The organism is Marinibacterium sp. SX1, from assembly GCF_050389775.1.
Lineage (GTDB): Bacteria > Pseudomonadota > Alphaproteobacteria > Rhodobacterales > Rhodobacteraceae > Marinibacterium.
On record NZ_CP177144.1, the window covers coordinates 2,330,022 to 2,350,917 of the forward strand.

Here is a 20,896-nt window from a genome sequence, read left to right on the forward strand (position 1 = left end):
ATGGCGCCGCGGCGGGGATGCCGTGCTGGCCAGCCCGGCTTCGGCCGGATGCCCACGGCCGGCGGGCCAAGGCGGGATCAGCCCGGATCAGGGCAGGGCCAGCCGTTCCTGCCGACCGTTATGGGCCAGGATCAGCCCCTTGCTGTCGATCGCCAGCACCTGCCGCCCACGCAGCCGTTCGCCGGGCCGGACGGTGGTGATCTTGCCATTTGGCAGGCGCACCAGGGCGCTCAGCGCGTTCTCGGGGCCATAGATGCCGATGACCATCGGGTGGTTCCGCGACAGCGGCACCGATTGCGTGGCCGTGGCGGCCACGTTGGGCGGGGTCGTCCCGCCGGCATTGGTCTGTGTCATGTCTCTGCCTGCCGCGTTTTCGCGGTCTGTGGATACGTTGGCGACGGGCCGTATCAGGGCTGGAAGACCAATGAAAGAAGGGCTGTCACGCGACCCTGCGGCATGGGCCGAAAGGCGCTGTCACCCGCGCGGAAGCTTGCCGGAATCGGGCCGGAAGCAGCCCGTTCAGGCGGCCAGGTGCGGTCGGATGTCGCTGCCCGAAGCGGCATAGATGTCGAGCAGCTGGTCAAAGCTGATGCCCTGCTCCTGCGCGGCCTTCAGCGGGCCGCCCCGGGCCATCAGCCGGGGCCGTTCGCCATCGGGGCCGGGGGCCAGGTCACAGGCCGTCTCATCCCCCGATTCGATCCCCGGCAGCGCGTTGGCCAGCCGGGCGGCGCAGCCGTCAAAGGGGCCCTCGCCGAAACAGGCATCGATATAGCCATAGAACGCCTCGGGCGTGACCTCTGCCCAGGTGCCGAAATGAAAGACCTCGTCGCTGCCCTGGATCGGCAGCGGCAGGATGCAGCGGATGAACCGCGCCTCGTCCAGGCGGCACAGATCGCTGCCCAGCTTGTCCTCGCCGACCTGGTGTTCGACCTGGCCGTCGGGCAAGGGGCCATGGGGCCAGATGTCGGGATGGTCGAAGCCGATGTCGAAGACCCCGTTGAACTGGCGCCCGCAGCAGGGGCAGGTCCGGTCTTCGTCGTTGAACCGCCGCCAGCGGATGTCGAGATCGAGAAGGTTCATGGGCAGGCACCCGTGTCGTGTGTCTGTCGGTCGTTATCCACGGGGCCGGCCAGGCGCGGCCATGTCGCCCGGTCGACATCCGGCCCGTGCAATCCGCCGCCGCAGCGGAGACCGCCATCGCGCAATCGGATGAAAAGAACGCCGCGCAAGGGCGGTTTGGCAAATTTAGGACCGGCCGTGTTCTCGGCCGGCACCCGGGCGCCGAGGGGGGCGGGGCTGTTGCCGCCCCCGACGGGCCTGCCGGTCCGCGGGCGGTGACCGGCCAAGGCCGTCATCCGCACCGCCGTTTCCGGGGGGCTCACTCGGCGGCCTTCATCCGGAAGCCCTGTTCGATCATGTCGGCCGGCTCGACGGGGTATTCCCCCGAGAAACAGGCATCGCAATATTGCGGCGAGGCATTGTTGCGCCCGTCGGCCACGCCCACGGCGCGGTAGAGCCCGTCGAGCGAGATGAACTTGAGGCTGTCGACCTTGAGATGGTCGCGCATTTCCTCTTCGCTCATCGTCGCGGCCAGCAGCTTTTCACGCTGGGGCGTGTCGACGCCGTAGAAACAGGGCCAGGCCGTCGGCGGTGAGGCGATACGGAAATGCACCTCGGCCGCGCCGGCATCCAGGATCATTTCCTTGATCTTGCGGCTGGTCGTGCCGCGCACGACCGAATCGTCGACCAGGATCACCCGCTTGTCGCGGATCAGGGCCCGGTTGACGTTCAGCTTCAGCCGCACGCCCATGTTGCGGATCTGTTCGGACGGTTCGATGAAGGTGCGCCCCATGTACTGGTTGCGCACGATGCCCAGGCCGAAGGGAATGCCGCTTTCGGCGGCAAAGCCCACGGCCGCCGGCGTGCCGCTGTCGGGCACCGGGCAGACCAGGTCAGCCTCGACGGGCGCTTCCTTGGCCAGTTCGCGGCCGATGGCCTCACGGGTTTCATAGACGGACCGGCCGCCCAGGATCGAATCGGGGCGCGAGAAATAGACATGTTCGAAGATGCAGAACCGCGATTTCTGGCGCCGGAACGGGTAGGAGCTTTCGACGCCCTTGTTCTCGGTGATGACCACCATCTCGCCCGGTTCGATCTCGCGGATGAACTCGGCTCCGATGATGTCGAGCGCGCAGGTCTCCGACGACAGCACCCAGCCGTCGCCGAGCTTGCCCAGCACCAGCGGGCGGACGCCGCGTGGGTCGCGCACGCCGATCAGCTTGGTTCGGGTCATGGCCACGACCGAAAACGCGCCTTCGACACGGCGCAGCGCGTCTTCCATGCGTTCGGGAATGCCCTTTTGCAGCGACCGCGCCATCAGGTGGATGATGCATTCGCTGTCCGACGAGGACTGGAAGATCGAGCCACGCTCGATCAGCTCGCGGCGCAGGGCGTTGGCATTGGTGATGTTGCCGTTATGGGCAATCGCCGCACCGCCCATCGAGAATTCCCCGAAGAAGGGCTGGACGTCGCGGATCTGGGTGTTGCCCTTGGACCCGGCGGTCGAATACCGCACGTGGCCTATGCCGAGCGGGCCGGGCAGCGTTTCCATCACCGATTGGGAGGTGAAGGTATCGCGCACGTATCCGAAGCGGCGGGCGGAATTGAAGCCCTGCTCCGGATCATGGGTGACGATTCCCCCCGCTTCCTGCCCGCGATGTTGCAGGGCATGAAGGCCGAGGGCGACAAAGTTGGCGGCGTCCTTGACGCCGAGCACACCGAATATACCGCATTCTTCCTTGAGTTTATCGTCGTCGAAAGGATGGGCAGGGGGCATCTGCGGCTGGGGCACGAGGCTGGCAGCTCCGGATTTGTATGCGCTGGGGTTGCGCCCCGTACTTAAACCTTCGCGCGGCCGGTGTCACGAAAGGATCACATAGGTTTGTGCAGATGCAGCGCGATTTTCCGGCCCGGGGGCGGGGCTCTTCCCGCCCTTGGCCCGGTGCCGCAACGTCAGGCCGCGTCCAGATCGGGCGCACAGCCCAGCGGATCGATCAGCGACAGCAGCGGGCGGGTCTCGCCATAGCCGAGTCGGTGGTAATGACCGTCGCCGGCCCGGCCGGGCACCAGCAGCAGCGTGCCGGTCTGGGCCATGGCGATGTCCTCGCTGTCGAAGCCCAGGGTGACCAGCCCGGGCGTGGGCCGGTCGGCGGCCAGGGGCGCGATGCCGCGAAAGCCCGACAGGGCATGGGCCGGGGCCAGGACCAGCGGCACGCCAAAGAGCCTGTGCGCGACGCGCCCGCGAAAGCCCACGAGTTGCCCGGCGGGCAGCACCATGTCGGAACAATTGCCGATCGCCCCGGCGGGCACCTGCCAGAACCGTGTCGCGCCGGCCGGGCGGTGATCGACGGCGGCCAGCGGCACCAGTCCGCCGTCGAAGGTCTGCACCCGGTCGCCCGGGGCCAGCTCGGCGGCCGGGCGCCAGCCCTTGTCGGTGTCGATCAGCGTGCAGGCCGCAAAGGCCTGCGGGCCGGTCGGATCGGTGCGGGGCGTGGCGGTGACGGGCTGGAACCGGGCGAAGGCGGAAGCATGGGCGTGGAACATCGGGTCTGTCTCCTTGGGCGGGGCGGCCGGTGAAAGGGGATGCGGCCGATTGTGGCGTCTGGGGCCACAAGACAGACAGATTTCGCCCATTTTTGGTCATGATCGGGGCATGATTTCTTCACTGGTGCCGGGCCCGCGACATAGCGCCCCGCTGCCCCGGGATTGGTCGCCGGGCGGGGGCAAAGTTCACCATTGCTTAACCATCCGGCCCCAAAACGAGAAAGGCCGCCGGCCCGGATTGTCGGGGGCGGCGGCCTTGGAATGGGGTTGCGGCGCGCGGTTGCGGCGCCGGCAGGCGGATCAGGTCGGGGTGCAGACGCCGACGAGTTCCTCGTATTGGGTGGTGATCCAGCCCAGGGCCTGTTCGGGGTTCTGCTGGGCGATCTGGTCGGTGAAACGTTCAAAGACCACGGCCGAGCGGCTGTCGTCGACCATCGTGTAATTGGTACCCGTGATCACCTGATCGTAGATGAAGAACGCAATGGCCACCAGCAGCACACCGCGCGCCACGCCGAAGAGAAAGCCCAGGCCCTGGTCGATTCCGCCCAGGGCCGAGCGCTGGACCAGCGACGAGAACAGCGGGGTGAAGAAGCTGACGACGATCAGGGCCACGGCGAAGACCGCCGCAAAGGCCGCGATGACCGACAATTCGCAGCTGTCGGAGATGAAATCGCCGATGACCGGCACTTCCTTGATCAGCGGCTCGACATTGTCGGCCAACAGAAAGGCCACGATGGCCGCGCCGACCCAGCCGAGGATGGCCATCGCTTCGCGCACGATACCGCGCGAATAGGCCAGCAGAGCCGACACGACGATGACCAGCGCCACGACGCCGTCAATAATGGTGAAACCTTCCATGTCGCGCCCGCCTTCTTGCCGTTTTGTCCGAGCCTGCCCAAGGCGCCGTGCCTCAGCCGGCGCCGAAATTCTCACCCACGAAGGCGGTCAGGTCGGCCGCGCGGTTGAGGGTGAACCCCTTGCGCGCCGTGGCCTTGCCGCCCGCCGGGGCGATGGCTGCGGTGAAACCAAGTTTTTGCGCTTCTTTCAACCTGTTTTCGGTCTGGCTGGCGGGACGCAGGCCGCCGCTCAGGCTGATCTCGCCGAAAACCACCGTGTCGGTGGGCAGGGCAACGTCTTCGCGGGCGCTCAGCAAGGCGGCGGCCACGGCCAGGTCGGCGGCCGGTTCCGAGATCTTCAGCCCGCCGGCCACGTTGAGATAGACGTCGAGCCCGGCAAAGGGGATGGCGCAGCGCGCTTCGAGCACGGCCAGGATCATGGCCAGCCGGCTGCCGTCCCAGCCGACCACCGTGCGGCGCGGCTGGGAATGGGGGGACGGGGCGACAAGGGCCTGAAGTTCCACGAGAACCGGGCGCGTGCCCTCGATTCCGGCAAAGACCACGGCGCCCGGGCTCTGGACCTCGCGGGCGCCCAGGAACAGGGCCGAGGGGTTGGTGACCTCGCTCAGCCCGGCGCCGGTCATCTCGAAGACGCCGATTTCGTCGGACGGGCCAAAGCGGTTCTTGACCGCGCGCAGGATGCGGAACTGGTGGCCGCGCTCGCCTTCGAAATAGAGCACGGTGTCGACCATGTGCTCGACGACCCGCGGCCCGGCGATCTGGCCGTCCTTGGTGACATGGCCGACCATGATGACCGAAATGCCACGGCGCTTGGCGAAAGCGGTCAGCTCGTGGGCGGCGGCGCGGACCTGGCTGACCGAGCCGGGGGCGGCCTCGACGGAATCCAGCCACATGGTCTGGATCGAATCGATGATCGCCAGCTTGGGGCGCTCGGTATCGAGCGTCGTCAGGATGTCGCGCAGGTTGGTATCGGCGGCCAAGCGCACGGGCGCATCCGACAGGCCCAGCCGGCGGGCGCGCATGCGCACCTGGGCCGAGGCTTCCTCGCCCGAGACATAGATCGTGTCGAGCCCCGAGCGGGCAAAGCTGGCCGCGGCCTGCAGCAGCAGGGTGGATTTGCCGATGCCCGGATCGCCGCCGACCAGGATGGCGCTGGCCTCGACCAGCCCGCCGCCCAGCACGCGGTCAAGCTCGGCGATGCCCGAGGCCGTGCGCGGGGGCGGGGCCTCGTCATGGCCCAGGTCCGACAGGGCGATGGTGCGGCCGCGCTTGGCGCCCAGCCCGGCCTTGCCCGGGGTGGTCGACATGGCCTCGGCCTCAATGATCGTGTTCCAGGCGCCGCAGGCGTCGCAGCGGCCGGACCACTTGGTATGGGTTGCCGCGCAGGCGGTGCAGGTGAAACTGGGTGTCTTGGCCATGGCCCTTCCTGCCTCAGTCGCGGGGCGCGCTCAAGCCGCCTTGCGCGCGGTGGCCGCGCTGCAGGCCATGCCGGCCAGGATCAGGGCGGTAAAGAGGTAGAGTCCCCAGGCGGTTTCCACCCGGCCGATGCCGATGCCCTTGGCCAGGGTGATGTAGAGCGCGATCAGGAAGACATCGGCCATGGCCAGCCGGCCCAGCCCGTGCAGGGCGGGCAGCAGGCGGCGCGGGGCCAGGCCCCATTGCACGGCGACCAGGGCCAGGGTCTTGGCATAGGGCGCAACCAGGGCAAAGAGCGCGACGACAAGGGCCAGCAGGCGGTCGCTGTCCCAGAGCGAGGCGATGCCGGTCAGCACCGAGATTTCCGCCAGGCCGAACAGCGGCAGAACCCCGGCGCGCATCAGCGGCGCGGCCCAGGCGATGGGGTAGAGCACGAGAAGGGACAGGGTGGCGAGGCGCAGAAGCATGGTCCAGCGGATCTAGGGGCTGAGCGGCCCGGGTGCAACGGCCCGGCTGGGCGCCGGAATTTTTGAAAATTCCGGGCCGTTTTCTTTCAAGAAAACGGCACTGGCCGGCCCAGGCCGTTGCCCGAACGTCTCGGGCAGGCGCCGGGCCATGCCAATCAGAACGGAAGGAACGGGCCCAGCAGGACGATGCCCGCGGGCAGGCAGGCCAGGGCGGTCAGCAGGCCGAGCACAGGGAACGGCCCGGTCCAGGCCGCGCGCAGGGCCAGGAGGAGGGCGCCGGTGACACATATCGCGGCGATGACCCCCGTGACGCCCGCAATCGCGGTGCTCAACCCGGCGGGCAGGATGGACCCGGCCCCGGCCAGCACGGCCAGTGCCAGCAGGTAACAGCCACAGCAGATCATCGGCAGGCGATACAGCCAGGCCCAGGGCGCCCCGGGGCCATGCCGTGCGGTCATGCGGCTGGACAGGGTCAGGCAGAGCGCGGCCGCCACGAAGGGCGACAGGAGCACGACCAGGGCCAGCGCCCCGGTCACCGCACCGCTTCGATCGGGCCTTCGGCGCGGCCGTGGATGAACTGGTCGAGGTAGGGATCACCGCTGGCATCCATCGCCGCCACCGGCCCGGTCCATTTGATCACGCCGTCATGCAGCATGGCCACGTTGTCGGCAATCGCCCGGACCGAGGTCATGTCATGGGTGATGGTCATCGCCGTGGCGCCCATCTCGACGACGATCTCGCGGATCAGGTCGTTGATCACCCCGGCCATGATCGGGTCCAGCCCGGTGGTCGGCTCGTCGAAGAAGATGATCTCGGGCTCGGCGGCGATCGCCCGGGCCAGGCCCACGCGTTTCTGCATGCCGCCCGACAGCTCGGCCGGGAACTTGTCGGCCACGTCGGGCTTCAGCCCCACCCGGCGCAGCTTTTCCACGGCGATCTCGCGGGCCTCGGACTGGGGTCGTTTCAGCGAACCGCGCAGCAGGCGGAAGGCCACGTTCTGCCAGACGGGCAGCGAATCGAACAGGGCTGCGCCCTGGAAGAGCATGCCGAACCGGGCCAGGAAGGCATCGCGGTCGCCGGCCGTGGCATCCTTGCCATCGACCAGGATGCGACCGCTGTCGGGCTGGATCAGCCCCAGCACGCATTTCAGGGTGACCGACTTGCCCGTGCCCGAGCCGCCGATGATGACCATCGACGTGCCCTTGTCGACCTGCAGGTCGACCCCGCGCAGGACCGGGTTGCTGCCGAAGGTCTTGGTGACCTGTTCCATCCGGATCATATCGAGAAGAACACCCCCGTCAGCACGAAGTTGGCGGCCAGGATCAGCACCGCGGCGGCCTCGACCGAGCCCTTGGTGGCCTGGCCCACGCCCTGGGCGCCACGGCCCGATTGCATGCCGTAATAGCAGCCCATCAGCGCGGCGATCAGGCCAAAGGCCCCGCCCTTGACCAGGCTGGACACGACATCGCGGATTTCAAGGAAATTGACCGTGTTGATCATGTAGGTCGCCGGGTTGAAATCCAGCGAATAGACGGCCACGCCGAACCCGCCGCCGATGCCGATGATGTCACCCACGCCCACCAGCAGGGGCACGGTGATCAGCGCGGCCAGCACGCGGGGGGCAACGAGGTATTTCATCGGGTTGGTCGAAAGGGTGACCAGCGCGTCGATCTGTTCGGTCACCTTCATCGTCGCGATCTCGGCAGCGATGGACGAGGTCACCCGGGCGGCGATCATCAGCCCGACCAGCACCGGGCCCAGCTCGCGCACCATGCCGATGGCCACGATCTGGGGCACCACGGCCTCGGCGCTGAACCGCGCGCCGCCGGCATAGATCTGCAGCGCCAGGGCGCCGCCGGTGAAGATGGCCGTCAGCCCGACGACGGGCAGCGACAGCCAGCCGATGGTCAGCAGGGCGTTGAAGAATTCACGCGGGTAGAAGGGCGGCCGCAGGATATGGCTGATCGCCCGGCCGGCAAAGATCGCGACACGACCCACAGATGCCAGGAAGGTCAGCACCGCGCGCCCGAGGGCGCCAAGCGGGGCAAGCAGGCTCATTCGCGATAGCTCCGGTGATAGCGGGCGCCCAGCGAGGTCAGGATCTCGTGGCCGATGCTGCCGGCCGCGTCGGCCAGCCCGTCGACCGACTGGTTCAGGCCCAGGATCGTCAGGTGATCGGGGATCTCGGCCAGGTGGCTGACATCGACGGTGATCAGGTCCATCGACACCCGCCCGACGGTCGGGCAGGGCACCTGGCCCGCATGCAGCTGGCCACGGCCGTTCTCGCCGATGGCGCGGATCAGCCCGTCGGCATAACCGCCCGACACGGTGGCCACGCGGATCGGATGCGGGGCGACATAGGAATTGGCGTAGCCCACGGCCTCGCCGGCGGCCAGTTCGCGGACTTGGATGACCGGCAGGTCGATGGTGACCACGGTCCGGGCCTGGGCATAGGGCAGGCCGCCATACAGGCCGATGCCCGGGCGGGTCAGGTCGAAATGGTAATCGCGCCCCAGCAGGTGGCCAGCCGTGGCCGACAGCGAGCGCGGCGCCTGGATGCCGTCGGTCATCTGGGTGAAGGCATGCAGCTGCTGCAGGTTCATTGGGTGGTCCGGCTCGTCAGCGCAGGCCAGGTGCGACATGATCAGCTGGGGCGTCTGGGCCAGGGCGATATCGCGCAGGGCGGCCCATTCGGCCGGTTCCATGCCCAGCCGGTTCATGCCGGTGTCAAGCTGGATGCCGATCGGATGGCCGGGCAGGGCTTCGACATGTCGCAGCATCTGGTCGACCGAATTGATCATCGGTGTCAGCTGGTTGTCACGGATCAGCGCGGCATCGCCGGCCATGTGCCCGCCAAAGACCCCGATCATCGGGCCGGGGCCCAGGGCCTCGCGCACGGCGGCGCCTTCTTCGGCCATGGCCACGAAGAACCGCCTGCAGCCGGCCCGGGCCAGCGTCACCGCAACGCGGCCCGCCCCCATGCCATAGCCGTCGGCCTTGACCACGGCGCCGGTCTCGGCCTGGGTCATGGCATCAAGCGCGCGCCAGTTTTCGGCGATCGCGCCGAGATCGATGTTCAGCCGTCCGGTACTCATGCGCTGTTCATGACAGGATCGGGGCCGAGGTCAAGATGCCGCCGCGTCGCGCGGAGCGCATGGCCGCCTCCCGGTCACGGGCACCGGCAAGTCCTTGCTGCGCCCGGGCTCTTGCGACCTCCGATGCCTCGCCCTGACCGGCGTCGGTCAGGGGTCCATCCAGATCTGGCGATTGCGCTGCCAGATCTTTTCGCCGACCATGCAATCATAGCCATTGGCCCGGCGCAGCCGCGCGCCGACCGCGCCGGGCGCCACGGGCAGGCCGGCGATTTCCAGCACCAGCTTGCGCCGCACGGCCTCGGCGAATTCGGACCAGTCGTAGACCGGGATCATGAACGCCCCCGGTCCGCCGATCACGCAATTGAGATAATAGGCGTCGAGATCCTCGATCCCCCAGCGAAAGCTGAACCCGTCCATCGTCATCAGGGGCAGGCCGTTGATCACGATCCCCCGGGCCAGCACGGCATCCCGGGCAGGCACCACCGGCCCGCCGGAATTGTTCGGCCCGTCGCCCGATACGTCGATGATCCGCCGCAGGCCGTGAAACCCGTTGTCTTCGAACAGCCGGGCCGCCTCGGTCAGCGCCCCCGAAATCGACGTGCGCCGCATGTTGCCGTGGAACTCGCTGGTCAGGGTATCGGCGATGGCCCGGGCGTCCTCGGCGCTGTCGATCAGCGTCCAGGGCACAACCACCGTTTGCAGGTCATTGCCCGCCCATTCCATGAAGGTCACGGCGATGCGCCCGATCATGCCGTTGCCGATCGTCGCTAGGACCTCGTTGCTGGTGATCGCCTCGGCATAGCCCCGGCGCTGGATTTCCAGCTCGGACGGCGACATCGAACGTGAGACATCCGCCGCCAGCACCAGTTCCACGTCGACTTCGATGTCGCCGGCATCCTGGGCGAGCGCCGGCCGCAGGCCGATCAGCAGGGCCGCGATGAAAGCCAGGTTTCGCATGACCCCATGGGGCCTTGCCCGGCGATTCCTGTCCAGTCACGCTTTGGTGCATGGGGATGGCGCGCCCGCCCGGCGGCCCGTCAGGCCGGCCGGACGGCGCGATATTGGGCGCTCAGTAGCCCTGGTCGTCGTTCTGCTGCCAGGGGCGGACCAGGTTGCCGAAGCGCGTGAACTGGCCTTCGAAGGACAGCTCGACCGTGCCGATCGGCCCGTGCCGCTGCTTGCCGATGATCACCTCGGCCTTGCCGTGCAGCCGTTCCATCCGCTCCTGCCAGGCCGCGATTTCCTCGAGCCGGTCATCGGAGGGTTTCTCGCGTTCGACGTAATATTCCTCGCGGAACACGAACATCACCACGTCGGCATCCTGTTCGATCGAGCCCGATTCCCGAAGGTCGGACAGCTGCGGGCGCTTGTCGTCGCGGCTTTCCACCGTCCGGCTCAGCTGGGACAGGGCGATGACCGGGATGTTGAGCTCCTTGGCGATGGCCTTGAGGCCCATCGAGATCTCGGCGATTTCCTGTACCCGGTTGTCGGCCGTGCCGCGCACCAGCTGCAAGTAGTCGACGATCAGCACGTCCAGCCCGTGGGTCCGTTTCAGCCGCCGGGCCCGGGCCGACAGCTGGGCGATGGGCAGGGCCGGGGTGTCGTCGATGTAGAGCGGGCAGGATTCGAGATCCTTGGCGGCCTCGACGAAGCGCCGGAACTCGGTTTCCGTCATGTCGCCCCGGCGGATGTTTTCCGAAGGCACCTCGGCGGCTTCGGACAGGATCCGCGCGGCCAGCTGCTCGGCGCTCATCTCGAGCGAATAGAACCCGACCACGCCGCCTTCGATATTGCCCTCGGACCCGTCGGGCAGGACACCCTTGCGATAGGCCTTGGCCACGTTGAAGGCGATGTTGGTGGCCAGCGAGGTCTTGCCCATCGACGGCCGCCCGGCGAGGATCAGAAGGTCGGACTTGTGCAGCCCGCCCAGCTTCTTGTCCATGTCGATCAGCCCGGTCGACACGCCCGACAGCTGGCCTTCGCGCTGGTAGGCCGCGTTGGCCGAGTTGACCGCTTCGGTCACGGCCTTGAGGAAGGATTGGAATCCGCTGTCGGACTTGCCCTGTTCGGACAGCTTGTAGAGCGATTGCTCGGCCTGGACGATCTGGTCCTTGGGTTCGGATTTCACGTCGATCCGCGCGGCCTTGGCCGAGATTTCCTTGCCCAGCAGGATCAGCTCACGCCGGATGGCCATGTCGTAGATCATCTGGGCGTAATCGCGCGCGGCAAAGGTCGAGATGGCCGAGCCGGCCAGCCGGGCGAGATAGGGCGCCCCGCCCAGGGCGGTCAGGCCCTCGTCGTCTTCCATGAAGGCCTTCAGCGTGACGGGCGAGGCCAGCTGGTTGCGCGCGATCCGCGCGGCGGCGATCTCGAAGATGCGGCTGTGCACGGGGTCGTGGAAATGTTCGGCCCGCACGATCGACGCGATGCGGTCGTAGATGTCGTTGTTCGTCAGGATCGCGCCGAGCAGCTGCTGCTCGGCCTCGATGGAATGGGGCAGGGCCTCCTGGCCTTCGCCCTCGCCGGAATCGGGTCCGTTCGCGTCAAACCGCGCGACTTCGTTCATGTCTGCTCTCCCGCCCAAAGGTGAGGCTCAGCAATAGTCAATTGGCCGGCCGAATGCACTCTGGATATCTCTGTGGATGAATTGCGCCCGGCCTGTGGATGGTCCTGTGGATGACCGGGTGGGCAATTCTGTGGGTAAGCCTGCCTCGTGCAGATAGGGTAGCACGTGACGCCCGCAACACAAGATTTGTGTGCGGGCGCGCGATTCGTCGTTTGGGGAAAACCGCGGGGCGGTGCGGCTTACTTGTGCGCCTCCTGCCAGGCGCGGGGATCGTTGAGATAGGCCTCGACCCCGTCCAGCGTGGCGGCATCGAACCGGCCCTCGTCGCGGGCCACGGCCAGGATGTCCCACCAGGTGCACAGGTGATGCAGCTGGATGCCGTGGTCGCCCAGGACCTGCCGGGTCTCGGGGAAGATGTCGTAATAGAAGATCACGGCGGTATGGCCGCAGGTCGCCCCGGTCTCGCGGATGGCATCGACGAAGGACAGTTTCGAGCCGCCGTCGGTGGTCAGGTCCTCGACCAGCAGGACCCGGTCACCTTCCTTGACCACGCCTTCGATGCGCGCGTTGCGGCCATAACCCTTGGGCTTCTTGCGGACATAGGCCATGGGCAGGGCCATGCGCTCGGCGACAAAGGCCGAGAAGGGGATGCCGGCGGTCTCGCCCCCGGCGATGACGTCGAAAGCTTCGAACCCGGCGTTGCGCATGATGGTGACGGTCAGGAAATCCATCAGGGTCGAGCGGATGCGCGGGAAGGAAATCAGCTTGCGGCAGTCGATATAGGTCGGCGAGGGCAGGCCCGAGGCATGGATGAAGGGCTGGGCGGTGTTGAGATGCACGGCTTCGATTTCCAGGAACATCGAGGCGGAAAGGCGGGCGATCTCTTCGGCGGACGGGTAGCTGGACGGGATCATCAGGGGCGGTCCTTGGTCTGGTGTCTGGGCGCGGCGGGCGTGTGGAACGGATCGGGCGGGGCGGTTGGTCGGTGGTGCAGCGTGGCCCCAGAAAATTCGGCGAATTTTCTGGGGCGTGGTGTCGGGGCGGTCAGCTGTCGGGCGTGACGGCCCAGTGGACCGGGCGGGCCGGGTCGAAGACCGTGACCGTGCCGTCGCCGGTCTCGACATGCGACGGCCAGGATTGCGGGCCCGAGCGGGTCAGGGTGATGGTGCCGTCGTTGACCGGCAGGCCGTAGAACGCGGCGCCGTTGCGGCACAGGAAGGCCTCCAGCTTGTCCAGCGCCCCGGCCTCGTCAAAGACCTCGGCCACCACGGCCACGGCATTGGGCGCGGTGAAACAGCCCGCGCAGCCGCAGCCGGTTTCCTTGGCCGCATCGACATGGGGCGCGCTGTCGGTGCCCAGGAAGAACCGCGCGTCGCCCGAAACGGCAGCGGCGACCAGCGCCTGGCGGTGCTGCTCGCGCTTGGCCACGGGCAGGCAGTAATAATGCGGGCGGATGCCGCCGACCAGGATGTGGTTGCGGTTGATCACCAGGTGATGGGCCGTGATCGTTGCACCAAGCCCGCTGTCGACCCCGCGCACGTAATCGACGGCATCGCTGGTCGTGACATGTTCCATGATCACCTTCAGTCCCGGCGTCGCCCGGCGCACCGGGTCGAGCACGCGGTCGATGAACACGGCCTCGCGGTCGAAGATGTCGATGTCGCTGTCGGTCACCTCGCCATGCACGCAGAGCGGCAGGCCGATCTCGGCCATCTTGTCCAGCACGCCGCGCACCTTGTCGAAATCACGCACGCCGCTGGCCGAATTGGTCGTCGCCCCGGCCGGGTAGAGCTTGACCGCCGTGACCAGCCCGCTGGCGGCCGCCGCGGCGACATCGGCCGGGTCGGTCTCTTCGGTCAGGTAGAGCGTCATCAGCGGGGTGAACCGCGCGCCCTCGGGCAGGGCCGCCAGGATCCGGTCGCGATAGGCCGCGGCCTGGGCGCCGGTCACGACGGGCGGCACCAGGTTGGGCATGATGATCGCCCGGGCGAAATGGCGGGTGGTTTCGGGCAGGACGGCCGTCAGCATCGCGCCGTCGCGCAGGTGCAGGTGCCAGTCGTCGGGACGCGGGAGGGTCAGGATGTCGCTCATGCCCCGCCCGCTAGCACGAAGCGGGGCGCGCTTCCAGATCCCTGCGTGGTCTGCCGGTCCGGGCGGGTGTTCTTTGAGTGGTCTGACGGGCAATGTGAGGGACGGTGCGCGGGGCACGGTCCCGCTGGCGAAACGCCGGCCCTATTCGGGGGGAAAGCGGAAGGCCCCGGTATTGGCCGCCGCGCGCAGGGCGTTGAGCCTGCGGTGCAGCCGGGGAGCGTTCATCCGCTCAGTCACCGACCGGCAGAGCAGGGCGTTCAGATACGGCCGGTCGGCGGCATCGAGATGGGCCATCAGGTTGCGCAGATAGGCCGCGTGATCGCGCCGGGCCCGGTAGAGCCGGGCAAAGGCCAGCTCGGTCAGCCGGCCGGTGCCGGCCAGCAGCAGCAGCTGGTAGAGAATGCCCATCTCGATCAGCCGGGTCTGCAGCGTGTCGCCCATGTGGGCCATGCGCATCCGGCTGACATTGGGCCGGCGGAACAGGGCCGCATGCATGGCATCGCAGGGCTCGCAGGGATCATAGAAGACAAAGGCCCGTTCGGCCGCGTCGATCATGTCGGGGGCAAAGCCGAAGCGGTCGGTAAAGGACACCCGGCGCATCTCGGTAAAGCGCGGGTCCCATTCGGTCATCCGCGGATCCAGCGTGGCCTGGGGCTGGACGGCCAGCACGATGGCCCCCGGCGCGGCCACCGAAAAGGCCGCCGCCGCATAGCCGCAGGGCCCGGCGCCGTAGAAGACGATGCGGTGGTAGGTCTCGAAGAACCCGTCGTCGATCAGCCGGTCGAAGAATTCATAAAGCACCGGGTCGCGGAACCAGGTGTCGCCATCGCTGATCAGGCAGAGATGCGACCAATCCTGCGCCCGGACCATGTCGAAGCCCAGCGGCTGGTCGCGGTCGGACAGGGTGCGGATGCCCTGCACCGTCTCGAAGGTCACGAGCAGCGTGTTGTCGCGCTCGATGAACGTGGCGAAATGGCGGTCGCCCAGGTCCTCGAACATGCCTTCGGCATTGGCCATGTCGGCCAGCCCGGCCTTCCAGCCGGCCATGTCGAGCCCGGTCAGCGACCGGTCGAGGCTGTCCTTCTCGTCCTGCATCTGGCTCTCCTCGTCATCGGTCGTCACGGTCATAGGTTGTCCCGCGGAACCTGAGTCTTGCCATATCTACCGCTCATTTGCGGCAAAATTGGGCAAAATTCGGGCCGCTTTCATGCGCGCCCATGGTCTCCGGGGAGGGCGGGAGCCGTCCCCCGGCGTCCGGCGCGGCGTTTTCCGGCGGGCCGGGGCGCGACCGACGGGCCCCGGACCATCGTCCTGTCAGGACATACGGGCGGCGGTGGCGTGTCTCAAGAGCACATGGGCGTCTTTCAGGCCCAGCGGCGTCGACGGAGGGGTCATCAGCAGCCGGCCGAACAGCGCGCGGAAGGGTTCTTCCTTCATCAGCTCGTCGAAGCGGGTCAGCCGCCAGGCCACGGCCTCGTCATGCAGGCGGGCCAGCTCGGCATCCTGGCCCAGCTCGGCCCGGATCGGCGCGACGCGCTCGGCCATGGCCAGGATCGACCGGTCTTCCTCGGTGCAGAAATTGCGTTCGACCCAGTAATCCAGGCCCAGCATGTCGTCGGAATGCACGGCGCGGCCGCGATCGGCCTTGAGCACGTAGCTTTGCATCGCGCCCAGGGGGTAATGGTTGAGCTGGGCCAGGGCATAGTTCGACCGGCCGTAATTGGAAAAGATCCGCCGGGTGCGGAACTGGCCGTCCAGCTCGCGGCCCTCGCCATCGAACCAGCGCGCGCTGTCCACCCGTTCGGGCCGCGGGTTGCGCGGCCGGTGCACGCCGACCTTCCGGTAGGTGCCATCGTTGCGGTAGAGCGTCTTGAACATGGCCGAGCGCCAGGGCCAGTACATCACCACCGGCGCGGCGGCGGTAAAGATCTCGGACACCGGCCGGTCCTGGTACTCGACCTGGCCGGCATTGCCGAACAGCCGCCATGTCAGGGTGATGGCCGTGGCCTCGGGCAGGGCGGCGATCAGGGCCGACACGCTGCGATCCCCGACATGGACATTGACGAATTCATCCACGTCCAGCGGCAGGATCCAGTCGGCCTGCTTGACGATGTTCAGCTGCTCGGCCTTCTTCAACGCGGTGAACTGGATGCCCCGCTTGTCATAGGGCCCGTCGTTGCGGATGTGCTCGACCTGGCCCATGTCGTGCAGCCGGTCGAGCATCTCGTCGGTGCCATCCTGGCAATCGTTGGAAAAGACCAGGAAATCGGTGAAGCCCACCGCCCGGTGATGGGCCAGCCAGTCCAGCAGGAAGGCCGCCTCGTTGCGCACGGTCAGGATGGCCAGCAGGCGCATCAGGTCTCCATGTCCAGGGTCAGCGCATAGGCCACCCGTTCGGTTTCCGTCAGCTTCAGCGTCAGGGCCTGCTGGTAGAGATCCTCGAATTCGGGCATGCCGTGCAGCTCGTCGGCCTTGGCCCTGTGCCAGGCAAAGCCCCGGTCGTGCCAGTCGCGCAGCACCGGGTCGGCCAGCAGGCGGTCATATTCGGCGCGCAGCCGGGGGATGTTGCGCTTGATGGTGATGTCGCGGTGATCCGACCAGTCCATGCGGATCCAGTAGTTGATGCCGATCGACCGGTCGACATGCAGCGCCCGGCCGCGCTGGCGCTTGATCAGGTAGCTTTCGGCCGAGCGCAGGGCGTAATGGTTGAGCTGCAGCAGGTCGTAGCCGATCGAGCGCTTGGAGCTGCGCCAGCCGTTCTCGGCCACTTCGCGGGTCATGTCGCGGCCCGATCCATTGACCCATTTGACCCGGTCGCGGAAGTCGTCCTGCAGCTTGTTCGGCCGGTGGCACGAGATCTTCTGGTAGGCGCCGATGTTGCGGAACATGGTCTTGAAGCCCCAGACGGTGTGGGGCTTGGGGCAGAATTTCGGGGCGCAGGTGTCGAACTGGTCGATGACGAACCGGTCGTCCAGCCGGGTCACGCCGTTATGGCCGAAAAGCCGCCAGGTCATGGCAACATTGGTGGCATCGGGCACGGCGGCAAAGAAATCGTCCAGCGTGCCGTTGCCGCAACGGATGTTCATGAACTCGTCGACGTCGATATGGATGATCCAGTCGGCGTTGCGGATCACCGGTTCCTTCAGCGACTGGTTCAGCGCATGCTGCTGGGGCGACTTGCCCTTCCAATCCTCGTTGTCGCGGTGCTGGACGATGCCAAGCGCGTCGAGCCGGCCGAGGATCTCGTCGGTGCCGTCCTCGCAGCCATTGGTGTAGATCAGGAAATTGTCGACGCCGATGGCCCGGTGATAGGCCACCCATTCCAAGATATAGGGCGCTTCGTTCTTCATGCAGCCGACGATGACATTGCCCGACGACCCGGGCGCCAGCTGGCGCGGCGGGGCGGGGTCAAAGGCCGCGGCCAGCGCGTTTTCATCCACCGCGCCAAGGCGGTTGTGCGGCGCATAGGGCGAGCCGCGCAGCCGTTCGAAATTGGCGATGGCCCCGTCGGGCAGGATGCGGCGGCCGGCTTCGGTCAGCTCGGCCTCGGGCGGGGTTGCAGCGGCGGCGGCAGGGACCGGGGCGCCATTGGCGGCGGCCAGCGCGGCGGCCCGGGCCTTGTGTTCCTCGCGGGTGGCCTTGTCGATGCGGTGCATGAAGGCCACCAGGTATTGCGTGGCGCGGAACCCCAGGGTCGGATCGGTTTCGGTCCAGGAAGCGGCCGGCGCGGGGCGGTCCCCCAGCACCGGGCCGAGGTCGGGGAAGCGCGCGACCAGCCCGGCCAGGCCCGGGGCAAACCGGTCGGACAGGGCCGACAGGCTGCCGGGATCGACGGGCGGGCCGTCGACGGCGATTTCGCCCAGCAATTGCCGCCACAGCTTGCGCGGCAGGATGCGGGTCTTTTGGTCGAGCAGGCGCAGGAACAGCGCGTTCATCTCGCGCGCCCGGGCCAGCCATGCCGCCGAGGGTTCGGCCATGGGGCGGGCGGCGGGCAGGGGCAGGGCGGCCAGCGGCGCAGCGTCGATGTCAAAGGCCGTGGCGATTTCATCGGTGATGCCCGGCCCGTCGAACCGCGCCCGGTCATAGGGCCGCAGGATCACCCGGCCGACGCCAAAGACCTCTTCCCAATGCTGCAGGAACCGGGGGTAGTCGAGCCAGAAGGGCAGCCCCTGGGTTTCCTCGAACTGGCCGGCCTGCGGGTCGATGGCGGGCATGGCGGCCTGGGTCGCGCCCCACCATTCGCCGGTCACACCCAGCTCGGCCTCAAGCCCGCCGGCCCGGCCTTCCAGGACCTGGGCGGCGTAATGGCGGGCCAGCAGGCGGGCGGGCTCGTCCAGGTGGGCCACGATTGTGATGTCGTCGGACAAGGGGCTGAGCAGGGACTTCAGCCGCTCCAGCTCGCTGACCCGGCGCAACGAGGTGCCCAGCTGGGCGCAGCTGAGGATCAGCACGTCCGGCGCGGCGGCGGCCACTTCCTGGGCCAGGTCGGCGGCCACCGAGCGATAGAGCGCATCCTGCTTGGCCGGATCGATGTAACCCCGGTTGAACCGCAGCGGGTCGATGTGGTCGGGGTCGGTCACGGCCATGAACAGCCGGGTGTGGTTGCGCGTGCCCGGACTGCGGGCATAGAGCACCCGCCGCTCGGCCAGCGCTTCGCGCCCGGCCGAGAGCACCGTTTGCAGACGGCCGGCGCCCACCTGTTCGAGCCCGATGTGAAGCCTGATGCGCATCATGCCTTTTCCTTCTGGCGCCGCAGCGGGTTGGCGTTGGCCTTGCCCCACCAGGGCAAGTCGCGCCCGATATGCGCCGCGATGGCCGTCGGCGCGCCGGGATCGGCCACGTCGTATTCAAGATAGTCCGGATCGTCGCGGAACCAGCGGGCCAGCGTGGCGTAATGGCCGTCGATCCACTGGATGCGCTCGCGGCTGGTCTCGCCATAGCCCCGGGGCAGGCCGGGCACCATGGCCCGGGGCAGCCGGGCGGTGCCCATGTCGGACCAGGCCAGCATGGATTGCGACATCTCGAAAGCGTCACGCCGCGAGGCCAGGAATTTCACGCCCGGATGGTGCCGGCGCAGGTTCTCGATCAGGGCGAAATCGGTCTGCGGCCAGATCGACCGCCCGCCCGACAGCTGGCTCAGCTCGGTCAGCGCCTGGAACCCGCCCAGCCGGCCGGCCGGATCGCCCCCGGCATAATGGCCGGCATAGAGCAGCGCGCCGACATAGGTCCCGTGCAGCGTCGTGTCTTGGGTCTGGCGCTTGCGGATGCGGTGGTCGGCCACATGCAGCCCGGCCCGGCGCAGCGCCTTGGCCAGGGTGGTCGTGCCCGATTTCGGCAGGCCCAGGTTGACGACCTGCAGGCTCATGCCGGGGGCTCCAGCCCCAGCTCGGCGATCAGCGCGCTTTCCTGCGGCGGCAGGGCGGGCGCAGCGCGCAGCTGGGCCTGCATCTCGCGGTAGTCGGGCTGGGCCAGCAGGGCATCGCGGCGGGCCAGGTGCAGGCCCACGGCCTCGTCATGCAGCCGCGCGATCTCGGGGTCGGACTTGAGATCGTCCAGCGCGGCCTGGAGCCCGGGCAGGTAGCGGTGGATCGACAGGTCCTGCCAGGCCGGATCGTTGCGCTCACGCCAATAGGTGTCGTCAAAGGCCCGGTTCTCGCGGTTGACGTCGCCCCGGTCGTTCTTGACCAGGTAGCTGTCCAGCGAGCGCAGGGCGTAATGGTTGAGCGTCGCATGGGCCCGCGCCCCGGCGGCGGGAAACTTGCGGATGCGCCGGGGGTTGGCGGCCACGAGGAACTTGTGCTGGACCGGCCGGCCCGATCCGTCGGTCCAGCTGGGCTGGGCCCGGGACTTGCCCGTCTTGTGAAAGGGCCGGTGGGCGCCGAAATATTGCAGGGGGAAATCTTGGCGCACCAGTGACTTGACCTCGATCGCCGTCTCGCCGCACCAGATGTCGGGATTGTGCGACCGGGTGAACTGGCCGATCACCGGCACATCGGCAAAGGTCTCGACGCCGTCATTGGCGAAGAACTGGAAGGTGACCGAAATGGCCTGGGGGTCGCCACAGGCCGCGATCAGGGCGGGGATGGTGTGATCGCCGGCGTGGATGTTGAGGAATTCGTCGACATCGGCGATCCAGACCCAATCGGCCCCGGTCACGATGTCCTGGCGCGCGGCGTCCTTCAGCGCCTCCATCTGGTAATTGCGCCCCTGGGCCGGGTTGGGCAGGTGGCGCAGGATGCCCCGGTCGGCCAGCGCGTCCAGCAGCCGGTCGGTGCCATCGGTGCAATCGTTGGAATAGAACAGGAAGTCGCTGACCCCGATCAGCCGGTTGAAGGCGATCCATTCCAGCAGGAAGGGCCCTTCGTTCTTGACGCAGGTCACCGCTGTGATCCGCAGGTCGGTGCCATCGGGCCTGGTGGCCCGTGCCGTTGTGTCGAGCCGGGTGGCCCGTGCCGTCGTGTCGGGCCGGGTGGCGCGGTCAGCCGTGTCGGGCCGCGTGCCCCGGTCGGGCGTGTCGTCGCCGGTCGTGGATGTCATGGCCGTCTTGGATGTCATGGCTGGGGTGTCATGCGCCGCTGCGCCCCTCTGTCTGCTCGCCTGTCCGCCTGGCCGCCCGGATAGCGCGGCTTCATGTTCAAACTATGACGCCCGCCCGAAGCCCGTCAATCGGCCCACCCCAACCGGGTAAAGCCCGGGTCAACGCACCCGCGCCCATGGCCGGGCTTGACGCCTGCGTGCCGCGCGGGTCCTCTGGGGGGCGCAGCCAGAGGAGGACCAAGGTGACCACGACCCCACCAGACA

20 protein-coding genes are annotated in these 20,896 nt (G+C 68.0%); all 20 read right to left on the reverse strand.

From position 1 onward, the window contains the following. Window positions 1-87: 87 nt before the first annotated feature. The 20 genes from ACK3BB_RS10410 to ACK3BB_RS10505 all read right to left on the reverse strand — a co-directional run bounded on the left by ACK3BB_RS10410 (window position 88) and on the right by ACK3BB_RS10505 (window position 20,491). The gene (locus ACK3BB_RS10410) at window positions 88-354 is read right to left on the reverse strand and encodes a hypothetical protein (RefSeq protein WP_428928648.1); all 267 of its coding nucleotides are present in this window, start codon (window positions 352-354) and stop codon (window positions 88-90) included. A 165-nt stretch (window positions 355-519) separates the two neighbouring features. Further along, window positions 520-1,080: a DUF2199 domain-containing protein gene (locus tag ACK3BB_RS10415; protein ID WP_428928649.1), complete on the reverse strand. Its 561-nt coding sequence runs from the start codon at window positions 1,078-1,080 to the stop codon at window positions 520-522. Window positions 1,081-1,378: 298 nt separating this feature from the next. Beyond that, window positions 1,379-2,836, reverse strand: coding sequence for an amidophosphoribosyltransferase (gene purF, locus ACK3BB_RS10420; protein ID WP_428928716.1), 1,458 nt, complete (start codon window positions 2,834-2,836; stop codon window positions 1,379-1,381). Between the two features lie 176 nt (window positions 2,837-3,012). Next, entirely contained in the window at window positions 3,013-3,603 is a 591-nt protein-coding gene (locus tag ACK3BB_RS10425) for a Hint domain-containing protein (protein ID WP_428928650.1), read from the reverse strand. Between the two features lie 300 nt (window positions 3,604-3,903). Beyond that, window positions 3,904-4,461 carry a CvpA family protein gene (locus ACK3BB_RS10430; RefSeq protein WP_428928651.1) on the reverse strand — a complete coding sequence of 186 codons (558 nt, stop codon included), beginning with the start codon at window positions 4,459-4,461 and terminating at the stop codon, window positions 3,904-3,906. Window positions 4,462-4,513: 52 nt separating this feature from the next. Beyond that, a complete protein-coding gene (radA, locus tag ACK3BB_RS10435; protein ID WP_428928652.1) occupies window positions 4,514-5,878 on the reverse strand; it encodes a DNA repair protein RadA in 1,365 nt (454 codons plus the stop codon). 30 nt (window positions 5,879-5,908) lie between these two features. After that, the gene (locus tag ACK3BB_RS10440) at window positions 5,909-6,343 is read right to left on the reverse strand and encodes a paraquat-inducible protein A (protein WP_428928653.1); all 435 of its coding nucleotides are present in this window, start codon (window positions 6,341-6,343) and stop codon (window positions 5,909-5,911) included. A gap of 155 nt (window positions 6,344-6,498) precedes the next feature. Beyond that, the gene (locus ACK3BB_RS10445; RefSeq protein WP_428928654.1) at window positions 6,499-6,879 is read right to left on the reverse strand and encodes a hypothetical protein; all 381 of its coding nucleotides are present in this window, start codon (window positions 6,877-6,879) and stop codon (window positions 6,499-6,501) included. Next, the gene (locus ACK3BB_RS10450; protein WP_428928655.1) at window positions 6,876-7,622 is read right to left on the reverse strand and encodes an ABC transporter ATP-binding protein; all 747 of its coding nucleotides are present in this window, start codon (window positions 7,620-7,622) and stop codon (window positions 6,876-6,878) included. Before ACK3BB_RS10450 ends, ACK3BB_RS10445 begins: the two co-directional genes overlap by 4 nt. Next, complete coding sequence (locus ACK3BB_RS10455) at window positions 7,619-8,401, reverse strand: MlaE family ABC transporter permease (protein ID WP_428928656.1); 783 nt, start codon at window positions 8,399-8,401, stop codon at window positions 7,619-7,621. Before ACK3BB_RS10455 ends, ACK3BB_RS10450 begins: the two co-directional genes overlap by 4 nt. Beyond that, window positions 8,398-9,438, reverse strand: a complete 1,041-nt coding sequence (gene alr, locus ACK3BB_RS10460; protein ID WP_428928657.1) for an alanine racemase — start codon at window positions 9,436-9,438, stop codon at window positions 8,398-8,400. Before alr ends, ACK3BB_RS10455 begins: the two co-directional genes overlap by 4 nt. A gap of 147 nt (window positions 9,439-9,585) precedes the next feature. Further along, the gene (locus ACK3BB_RS10465) at window positions 9,586-10,395 is read right to left on the reverse strand and encodes a DUF1194 domain-containing protein (RefSeq protein WP_428928658.1); all 810 of its coding nucleotides are present in this window, start codon (window positions 10,393-10,395) and stop codon (window positions 9,586-9,588) included. Window positions 10,396-10,507: 112 nt separating this feature from the next. Next, window positions 10,508-12,004 carry a replicative DNA helicase gene (locus ACK3BB_RS10470; protein ID WP_428928659.1) on the reverse strand — a complete coding sequence of 499 codons (1,497 nt, stop codon included), beginning with the start codon at window positions 12,002-12,004 and terminating at the stop codon, window positions 10,508-10,510. 239 nt (window positions 12,005-12,243) lie between these two features. Then, on the reverse strand, window positions 12,244-12,918 hold the full coding sequence (locus ACK3BB_RS10475) for an orotate phosphoribosyltransferase (RefSeq protein WP_428928660.1): 675 nt from the start codon (window positions 12,916-12,918) through the stop codon (window positions 12,244-12,246). 130 nt (window positions 12,919-13,048) lie between these two features. Then, a complete protein-coding gene (gene pyrC / locus ACK3BB_RS10480; protein ID WP_428928661.1) occupies window positions 13,049-14,095 on the reverse strand; it encodes a dihydroorotase in 1,047 nt (348 codons plus the stop codon). A 141-nt stretch (window positions 14,096-14,236) separates the two neighbouring features. Then, complete coding sequence (locus ACK3BB_RS10485) at window positions 14,237-15,190, reverse strand: phosphoadenosine phosphosulfate reductase (RefSeq protein WP_428928717.1); 954 nt, start codon at window positions 15,188-15,190, stop codon at window positions 14,237-14,239. Between the two features lie 219 nt (window positions 15,191-15,409). Continuing rightward, window positions 15,410-16,450, reverse strand: a complete 1,041-nt coding sequence (locus ACK3BB_RS10490) for a glycosyltransferase family 2 protein (RefSeq protein WP_428928662.1) — start codon at window positions 16,448-16,450, stop codon at window positions 15,410-15,412. Further along, on the reverse strand, window positions 16,450-18,825 hold the full coding sequence (locus ACK3BB_RS10495) for a glycosyltransferase family 2 protein (RefSeq protein ID WP_428928663.1): 2,376 nt from the start codon (window positions 18,823-18,825) through the stop codon (window positions 16,450-16,452). Before ACK3BB_RS10495 ends, ACK3BB_RS10490 begins: the two co-directional genes overlap by 1 nt. After that, window positions 18,825-19,460 (reverse strand): hypothetical protein, encoded by a 636-nt coding sequence (locus ACK3BB_RS10500; protein ID WP_428928664.1) that lies wholly within the window; start codon window positions 19,458-19,460, stop codon window positions 18,825-18,827. The genes ACK3BB_RS10495 and ACK3BB_RS10500 overlap by 1 nt, the downstream gene beginning before the upstream one ends. Continuing rightward, window positions 19,457-20,491, reverse strand: coding sequence for a glycosyltransferase family 2 protein (locus ACK3BB_RS10505; RefSeq protein ID WP_428928718.1), 1,035 nt, complete (start codon window positions 20,489-20,491; stop codon window positions 19,457-19,459). The genes ACK3BB_RS10500 and ACK3BB_RS10505 overlap by 4 nt, the downstream gene beginning before the upstream one ends. Window positions 20,492-20,896 lie beyond the last annotated feature (405 nt).

Bases quoted from the DNA above. Each gene is read 5' to 3' on its own strand.
- ACK3BB_RS10410 (WP_428928648.1), bottom strand. From the start codon at position 354: ATGACACAGACCAATGCCGGCGGGACGACCCCGCCCAACGTGGCCGCC.
- ACK3BB_RS10415 (WP_428928649.1), bottom strand. From the start codon at position 1,080: ATGAACCTTCTCGATCTCGACATCCGCTGGCGGCGGTTCAACGACGAA.
- purF (WP_428928716.1), bottom strand. From the start codon at position 2,836: ATGCCCCCTGCCCATCCTTTCGACGACGATAAACTCAAGGAAGAATGC.
- ACK3BB_RS10425 (WP_428928650.1), bottom strand. From the start codon at position 3,603: ATGTTCCACGCCCATGCTTCCGCCTTCGCCCGGTTCCAGCCCGTCACC.
- ACK3BB_RS10430 (WP_428928651.1), bottom strand. From the start codon at position 4,461: ATGGAAGGTTTCACCATTATTGACGGCGTCGTGGCGCTGGTCATCGTC.
- radA (WP_428928652.1), bottom strand. From the start codon at position 5,878: ATGGCCAAGACACCCAGTTTCACCTGCACCGCCTGCGCGGCAACCCAT.
- ACK3BB_RS10440 (WP_428928653.1), bottom strand. From the start codon at position 6,343: ATGCTTCTGCGCCTCGCCACCCTGTCCCTTCTCGTGCTCTACCCCATC.
- ACK3BB_RS10450 (WP_428928655.1), bottom strand. From the start codon at position 7,622: ATGATCCGGATGGAACAGGTCACCAAGACCTTCGGCAGCAACCCGGTC.
- ACK3BB_RS10455 (WP_428928656.1), bottom strand. From the start codon at position 8,401: ATGAGCCTGCTTGCCCCGCTTGGCGCCCTCGGGCGCGCGGTGCTGACC.
- alr (WP_428928657.1), bottom strand. From the start codon at position 9,438: ATGAGTACCGGACGGCTGAACATCGATCTCGGCGCGATCGCCGAAAAC.
- ACK3BB_RS10465 (WP_428928658.1), bottom strand. From the start codon at position 10,395: ATGCGAAACCTGGCTTTCATCGCGGCCCTGCTGATCGGCCTGCGGCCG.
- ACK3BB_RS10470 (WP_428928659.1), bottom strand. From the start codon at position 12,004: ATGAACGAAGTCGCGCGGTTTGACGCGAACGGACCCGATTCCGGCGAG.
- ACK3BB_RS10475 (WP_428928660.1), bottom strand. From the start codon at position 12,918: ATGATCCCGTCCAGCTACCCGTCCGCCGAAGAGATCGCCCGCCTTTCC.
- pyrC (WP_428928661.1), bottom strand. From the start codon at position 14,095: ATGAGCGACATCCTGACCCTCCCGCGTCCCGACGACTGGCACCTGCAC.
- ACK3BB_RS10485 (WP_428928717.1), bottom strand. From the start codon at position 15,190: ATGCAGGACGAGAAGGACAGCCTCGACCGGTCGCTGACCGGGCTCGAC.
- ACK3BB_RS10490 (WP_428928662.1), bottom strand. From the start codon at position 16,450: ATGCGCCTGCTGGCCATCCTGACCGTGCGCAACGAGGCGGCCTTCCTG.
- ACK3BB_RS10495 (WP_428928663.1), bottom strand. From the start codon at position 18,825: ATGCGCATCAGGCTTCACATCGGGCTCGAACAGGTGGGCGCCGGCCGT.
- ACK3BB_RS10500 (WP_428928664.1), bottom strand. From the start codon at position 19,460: ATGAGCCTGCAGGTCGTCAACCTGGGCCTGCCGAAATCGGGCACGACC.